General features: G+C 66.1%; 7 protein-coding genes. 5 read left to right on the forward strand and 2 right to left on the reverse strand.

Annotation, left to right across the window (positions count from 1 at the left end; all coding sequences use genetic code 11):
* The first annotated feature begins 833 nt into the window (after positions 1 to 833).
* The 3 genes from ACIBPB_RS33530 to ACIBPB_RS33540 all read left to right on the forward strand — a co-directional run bounded on the left by ACIBPB_RS33530 (position 834) and on the right by ACIBPB_RS33540 (position 3,740).
* A complete protein-coding gene (locus ACIBPB_RS33530; RefSeq protein ID WP_116507033.1) occupies positions 834 to 1,337 on the forward strand; it encodes a DUF892 family protein in 504 nt (167 codons plus the stop codon).
* A 274-nt stretch (positions 1,338 to 1,611) separates the two neighbouring features.
* Positions 1,612 to 2,805, forward strand: coding sequence for a low temperature requirement protein A (locus tag ACIBPB_RS33535; protein ID WP_396843244.1), 1,194 nt, complete (start codon positions 1,612 to 1,614; stop codon positions 2,803 to 2,805).
* A gap of 446 nt (positions 2,806 to 3,251) precedes the next feature.
* The gene (locus ACIBPB_RS33540) at positions 3,252 to 3,740 is read left to right on the forward strand and encodes a glyoxalase/bleomycin resistance/extradiol dioxygenase family protein (RefSeq protein WP_116511459.1); all 489 of its coding nucleotides are present in this window, start codon (positions 3,252 to 3,254) and stop codon (positions 3,738 to 3,740) included.
* Here ACIBPB_RS33540 and ACIBPB_RS33545 read toward each other — a convergent pair.
* Both ACIBPB_RS33545 and ACIBPB_RS33550 read right to left on the reverse strand, forming a co-directional pair.
* Complete coding sequence (locus ACIBPB_RS33545) at positions 3,737 to 4,027, reverse strand: transposase (protein ID WP_255419526.1); 291 nt, start codon at positions 4,025 to 4,027, stop codon at positions 3,737 to 3,739. The genes ACIBPB_RS33540 and ACIBPB_RS33545 overlap by 4 nt on opposite strands.
* Positions 3,973 to 4,719, reverse strand: a complete 747-nt coding sequence (locus ACIBPB_RS33550) for an IS630 family transposase (RefSeq protein WP_396843245.1) — start codon at positions 4,717 to 4,719, stop codon at positions 3,973 to 3,975. Before ACIBPB_RS33550 ends, ACIBPB_RS33545 begins: the two co-directional genes overlap by 55 nt.
* A 479-nt stretch (positions 4,720 to 5,198) precedes the next feature.
* On the opposite strand from ACIBPB_RS33550, the gene ACIBPB_RS33555 reads away from it, so the two are divergent.
* Complete coding sequence (locus tag ACIBPB_RS33555; RefSeq protein ID WP_396843246.1) at positions 5,199 to 6,437, forward strand: IS110 family transposase; 1,239 nt, start codon at positions 5,199 to 5,201, stop codon at positions 6,435 to 6,437.
* The gene (locus ACIBPB_RS33560; protein ID WP_396843247.1) at positions 6,434 to 6,796 is read left to right on the forward strand and encodes a hypothetical protein; all 363 of its coding nucleotides are present in this window, start codon (positions 6,434 to 6,436) and stop codon (positions 6,794 to 6,796) included. Before ACIBPB_RS33555 ends, ACIBPB_RS33560 begins: the two co-directional genes overlap by 4 nt.
* Positions 6,797 to 6,828: the final 32 nt, after the last annotated feature.

Here is a 6,828-nt window from a genome sequence, read left to right on the forward strand (position 1 = left end):
ATGCCCGCAGACATCACGCGATCAAGAAGCCGAACACGGCCACTGTCAAGCATCAGATGGGACGCCGATGTAAAGCATCAGCCGGGACACGACAACGATGTCCCGACGAGGCTGTTCAAAGTTTCTGTACGTCTTCAAGGCGGCCCGCAACGGGCCGCACGCGCCGCCGCCTGGGCGCGCGCCGGCCGCTGCCGCTGTCGCTCTGCGGCCGTCACGCCTGACGCCCGGCGGCTGGCGCGGACAGCGGGGAGCCCCGGAGCCGCCACGGACGGGATAGCGGGGAGAAGTGGTGGAGGTTCTCGCCGGCAGCCGGCCGCGCCGCGCCTGAGCAGCGCGGCGAAGGGAGGGCGCGTCGGGTCCGCGCGGCAAGCTCCAAGCTTGGGGGCGGTGTCCGCGCGAAGGCATGTCGGTCGTCCAGGAGCCGGCTTCGCAGCCGTGCAGGGTCAGGTCAACTGCTCACCTGGGAGGGGGAGGGGTGGCCGCTGGTGGTCAGCTCCGACCCCGGAAGCCGGGTCCGTGCCGGGCAAGGTTGGGTCAACTGCGCCACTGTGGCGATGTCCGCCGGGGGCGCGGTCCGTGACACGAGAGCCGACTCAGTCTGTTCCGACAGCGTCCGTACGCGCGTCAAGGCCCGCTTGACGTGGCGGGCCGGGCGGCGGCCCGCTCCCCAGGAGGGGCGGGTCGATGGCAGACAGGGATGGCTCATTCATCCTTCTCGGCCTCTCGTTCGACATGCGCAAATTTACACCCTTCCTGCTGGCTTGCCTGCCGCGTTTTGGTGGTTTCTGAACGGGTAGGCCGTGGCGGCTCGCCAGCGAGGTCAGGAGGAGCACATGGCGATTAATACGACGCGTGACCTGTTCATATATGAGCTAGGCATACTAGGTGAAATGGAGATATCCGGGCGGCGGGTACTCGACTTCTTGGCCCATCGAGTTAGTGACGATCTCGGGCAGATCGTACGGCGCAAGCAACAGGAATGTGTGCAGTGGAATCACAACATCAACTCCTGCGCCAAGGCATTCGGCACCTCCCCGCTTTCAACCCGGTCCGACACTGTTGAAGGCATGTATGGGCGATTTGAAAGCTTCGTACGCACAAACCCCTCAGTCGACCTCGTTGATCAATTCGCAGTCGATACTCTGATTCGGTTCCTATACCTCACCATTGCGGCACACAAGACCCTTTTTGATTGGGCGATTATTATGGGTGAGGCTCAGTGTGTGCAGTATCTACACGCCAACCTCGTCCAGAAGCAGGAGAGTGCGGCTGAAATTGAACGGTACGGCCACGAATTGGGCGTACGACTCCTAACCCCCGTCGCTCGGCCCGCGTGAGCTTACGTCGGGCACCACAGGGGCTACCAGCCTCCGGAGACAGGGAGGCTGGAAGGTCTGCAGCCGTCCGATGAGGAGGTCATCCTCTCGCTCTTGCCTGTGATCATCCTGTCCACATGCCGGCTAGGCGGGGACGCCGGCCAGCCAGTTTTAGGCCAGCCGAGGGCCGTGCTCAGGAATGAGTCCTCAGATACCCGCAATCGTCCAACGCGCGGCGGCATTTCGGCATTGAATGGCTCGCATGGAAGGTGCTGGTGCGGCCAGGGGTTTGGGGGTGAGGCTCCTCCGGGGGGAGTGGAGCAAGCAGGAAGCGAGTTTTGTCGAACTCTTTTTCGATCTTGTGCTGGTCTTTGCTCTCAACCGGGTGGTGGCTACCAGCACGTCGCAGCTGGCGTCTTCCCCCTCTAGTGCAGGGCGGTGGGCGAGCCTACTGCAGGCACTGCTGCTGATCCTGCCGCTGATGTGGGTCTGGTCAATGACGGCTTACAGCACGGCGCGCTTCGAGCCCCGCCGCCTGGCGGTGCAGGTCATGGTGCTGGTGACAGCCTTCGGTGTGTTGCTCCTGGGCGTCGTCACGCCGAAGGCGTTCGGCGGCAGTGCGTGGATGTTCGCCGGCGTCTACGTCGCGCTCCAGGCCGGCCGGGCGCTGGTGGTTGCTGTGGCGTTGCGGTCACATTGGTTACAGCGCCTCTATTGGGGAATCCTGGTTTGGTTCTGCGTGTCCGCCGTGGCGTGGCTGCTCGGTGCCGTCGCCCACGATACGGCCAGGATGCTGCTTTGGTCGCTCGCGATCGTCATCGAGTACGGATCGGCGCGGCTGGGCTGGTGGGTGCCGTGGCAAAAGCCAGAGCGCATCTTGGCTTGGGAGGCCGCTGCCGGGCATCTCGCTGATCGGTATCAACAGTTGGTGCTGATTGCGCTCGGGGAGACGATCCTCGCGGTCGGGATCGCCTACACCGAGGCGTCCGGGAGCCGGCGCTTTCCGCAGACGTTTGGGCTGGTGATCGCGTTCATCACCGCTGTGCTGCTGTGGCGTATCTACTTCTACAGGGCGGGCGAGGTGTTCGGATCGGCGGTCAAGTCGGCGGCCAATCCCGCCAGGCTGGGCCGAGTAGCCGGCAGCGCTCATCTGCTCATGATCCTCGGGGTTGCCGCCGCCGCCATCGGCAATGAACTGGTGCAGAAGCACCCCACCGGCCACACGTTCAAGTCTTGGCTTGCGTTGATGCTCGGCGGCCCGGCTCTGTTCGTGGCGGGCCGCACGCTGCTGGAGTGGGTGGTCTTCTCCCGCGTGTCCCGGCCCCGGCTGCTCGGCGTTGCTGCCCTGCTGCTGCTCGCCGTGCCGCTGGCCTTCGCCCCGCCGCTGGTGGTGGTCACCGTAGTGGCCGTGGTGCTGCTCGCGATCGCCGTCGCCGACGCACGCCGGGCAGCCGGGAAGCCTGCTGAGGCACCCACGCCGCCGGGCTGACCATGGGCGGCAGACTGAGGATCGCCATACTTCGTAAACAAGGCTGGCTGGCAAGGCTGAAGCGTCAGCAGGAAGTCAGCAGAAGCGGTAACACCCGTTGATAAGCCCTGACAGAGAACGACGGGCGCTGAGTGGAAGTCGACTAGCCTTGGTGCTTTTCGATGACGCTCAACGCCCGTTACCCGCCTGTGTTCCGCCGTGATCGTGGCTGAGCTTCGAGGTGCCACCCACTCCCGCCTTGCGGGCGGGTTGGTTGAACGGGCGCTGGCAAACCCACAAAGCGACGCGCTGCCTGAAACGCCGCCTCGCGGACGTCGTCTGCCGCACCATGATCCGTGACACGGAGACCTCTGTTGCCAACGCCTTGATGCAGAGAGGTGCCGTTACAGATCTTGAAAGGTCAGGTTGGATTCCGCGCGGTCGGGGCGTTCGGTAGGGTCGCTACTGTGAGTGGTGAGCCTCCGGTGCGGGTCGGGTTGCGGGTCGAGGACGTGGGCGCGGCCGCGTCGTTTTACGAAGGCTTCGGTTTCGTACCGGTCGGAACCGTGCCGGGTCGGGACGGCAAGGTGCTGATGGCTATCCTGCGCCGGGGTCCATTGCAGCTGCTGGTCGATGCGTTAGTGGGCATGCCGTTTCCCGACAGTGCGCGGGAGCGTCAGACGTTGGCAGGGCCGCGCGGTCTGGGCATGGTCATCGGCATCGAGGTAGAAGACGTTGATGAGATGGCCCGGAGTTGCCGCATCGCGGGCTGCGTGATCGGGGCTGGCCCACTGGATGCTGCGTGGGGCGAGCGGTACGTCGAGGTCGAGGACCCATACGGGTATGCCTGGAAGTTCTTTCATGTGCTGCCCGGTGTGCGAGACGACGGGCTGCAGGCGGCGGCTGACGCTTGGCTTGATGCTGGCAATGACGAGTCGGTAGGCCGTTCAAGCTAGGGCCAGTGCGACAAGAGGGTCAGGCCGGTGTGGGTGAGGAAGCCGTCGAGTAAATCAGGTCGGTATTGAATGCGTTTGAGCCGGTTGCGGATGATCGCCAGGAGGTGGTTGACGCCGCGGACGGCGAGTTTGCCGATGCTGCGTTTGAGGTGGGACCACACCTGCTCGGTGGGGTTGAGGTCGGGGGCGTAGGCGGGCAGGCGGATCACGGTCAGCCAATCTCGGGCGGCGATCATCTGCCGCATGGCGGCGCTGATGTGAGTGTTGAGATTGTCCCAGACGAGCACGATCGGCCCGTGCAGTTGCTGGTGGGCGGCGTCGAGCAGGCTGATGTAGTCCCGTTCGCCGAAGCTGCGTCGTTCTTCTTGCGGCCGCGATGGGTGATCGTGCGGTAGATCAGCCGAGGACGCTGGCCGGGTTTGTAGCAGGCCAGGCCAGCGATCGAGACTCGTCCGGATCCCTTGCCCGACACCGGGATCTGCGGTGTTTCACCGCGTCGGCCCCAGGTGCGAGCCTTCGGTGGGCGCAGCGTCTGACCGGCCTCGTCCTCGAAGCAGATCCACGCGTCGCGCTGCGCCGCTACCCGTTTTCCCGCCGGCCACACCTCCCGCCGCCACGTCGCGACCGCGGCCTCGTCGCGATCGACGGGCCGATGCGACGGGACCTGCACCGACCAGCCGATGCCGTGCAGCAGATACGACGTGCCGCGCAGCGTGTAGCGGGTGCGGAACATCCGGGCGATCAGGTCCGACACCCGAGCCAGAGTCCACCGCTGATCATCACCGAAGCCGTGCGCCGCCGGCCCCTCATCCAACGCGTCAGCCAGCCGCCGCAGCCGAGCCTCATCCAGTCGGCAGCGAGATCCACCAGGCCCTTTCGACGCGAGAGCGTCCTCGCCACCGGCCCGCCATCGCTTGCGCCATCCGTACACCGCGGTCTGCGACACCCGCAGCCTGGCCGCGACCTCCGGCACCGACACCCCCGCAGCGAATCACCCCGCCGCCTGCCGCACGGCCTCACGCTTGCCCCGTTACCTAATGAGTCCCGAACGGCCCGCCGTGGACCACGGGATGCCTGCCCGTTACCTGACCCTGGAGGTCTCCAAAAAGATCGGCAGCGTGGGCTCGGCGAGCTGTTCGTGTGGTGGTCCGGCTCGCTGAGTACACGCCTGCACACCTCTGGACCGAGCCAGGTCTCGTGCAAGACCGGCGGACCTTGGCAGGGCCGGACCACCTCGTGACCCTGGGCAGGATGTTGATCGTGGTTGCAGCCCGCCGCACGGCGAACACCTCGCATACCGGGAGCCGACGAGCTCTGACTGCGAAGACCGGGACCGTGCGGGTCGCTGGGATCGCGAACGGCTCATCGGAGGGTAGGCCACAGAGCCTCGTCATTAGGGCGCCGCGCGTTTCCGCCAGGGTTTGCGCAACTGATTAGGCAGGTGGAAAGGAGTGGGAGTTGACGGTGTACTGCGGCATCGACTGGGCGGAACGGCATCACGACATCGCCGTGGTCGACGAGCACGGCCAACTGATCGCCAAGGGACGTATCGGCGACGACCTGGAAGGGTTCACCACGCTGGTCGAGATGCTGGCCGCGGCGGGTGACACCGCCGACGAGCCGATTCCGGTAGCGATCGAGACCCCGCGTGGGCTGCTGGTCGCCGCGCTACGCGCGAGCGGTCGACGGGTGTACTCGATCAACCCGATGGCCGTGGCCCGCTACCGAGAGCGGTACTCGGTGTCGCGGAAGAAGTCCGACCACGCCGACGCGATGGTGCTGGCCAATATTTTGCGCACCGACATCCACGCCCACCGGCCGCTGCCGGCCGACAGCGAGCTGGTCCAGGCTGTTGCGGTGCTCGCCCGTGCCCATCAGGACGCCACTTGGCGGCGCACCCGCGCCTCCAATGAGCTGCGCTCGCTGCTGCGGGAGTACTTCCCCGTCTTCCTCGACGCGTTCGTCGGCAGGAAAGGGAACCTGACCAGCGCGGAGGCCCGCGCCGTGCTGGCCATCGCGCCGAGGCCGGCGGTTGCGGCGAAGCTGTCACGAGCCCGGATCGCGGCAGCGCTGCGCCGCGCTGGCCGCCAACGTGGTGTCGACGGCCTGGCTGCCGAGTTGCAGCAGGCGCTACGCCGTCCACAGCTGCGCCAGCTGCCCATGGTGGAAGACGCAATGGGTACCCAGGCTCTTGCCCTGCTGGCCACGCTGAACGTCGAATGCGCCAGCGTCGACCAACTCGCCGAGGCAGTCAGCGCGGCGTTCCGTCAGCATCCTGACCATGCGATCGTCACCAGCTTCCCCGGTCTGGCCGACGTGACGGGCGCCCGCATCTTGGCTGAGATCGGAGACGACCGTAGCCGGTTCGCCGACGCCCGCGCGTTGAAGGCATACGCCGGATCGGCGCCGGTCACCCGGGCATCCGGCCGCAGCATCTCCATCACACACCGCAAGGTGAAGAACGATCGGCTCGCCGCCGCTGGCTATATCTGGGCATTCGTCGCCGCTACCCATGCCGAACCCGCCAAGCAGCACTACCAACGCCGCCGCGACCACGGCGACCGGCATCCGGCCGCCCTCCGCAACCTGTTCAACCGGCTTCTCGGCTGCTTGCACCACTGCCTCGCCACCGGGCAGGTCTATGACCCAGCAAGGGCGTTTCCCGCTCCAGCCGCCGCCTACGCACCGCCCATGTGATCCTCGCCGATCCGTATGATCACGAGGTGACGCACCGACTACGCCTTGCTGCAGATGCGGATCTCGACGGCCTGATTACCATCCTCAACGGCGCCGTCACGTGGCTACAGCAGCAAGGCCTGGACCAGTGGGGCGGGTGGCCGTGGCACGCTGAGGAGCTACGTCCAAATATCGAGGCGGGCGTGCTCTGGCTGGCAGAAGCCCGCGACGGAATCCCGATCGCGACCATGACGCTCGACGACGTGCCCGACAAGGACTTCTGGACACCCGCAGACGACCCGACGTCAGCGCTCTACCTTAGAGCTCCTAACGAAATGATGTTGGGCGTGTCCTCGGGACGCGAGGATCGTTCTGTCTGAACGTGAGGAGGGGTGAGCAGCCGCCGTGGGTC

The sequence above is a fragment of the Micromonospora sp. NPDC049836 genome (genome assembly GCF_044465125.1).
Lineage (GTDB): Bacteria > Actinomycetota > Actinomycetes > Mycobacteriales > Micromonosporaceae > Micromonospora.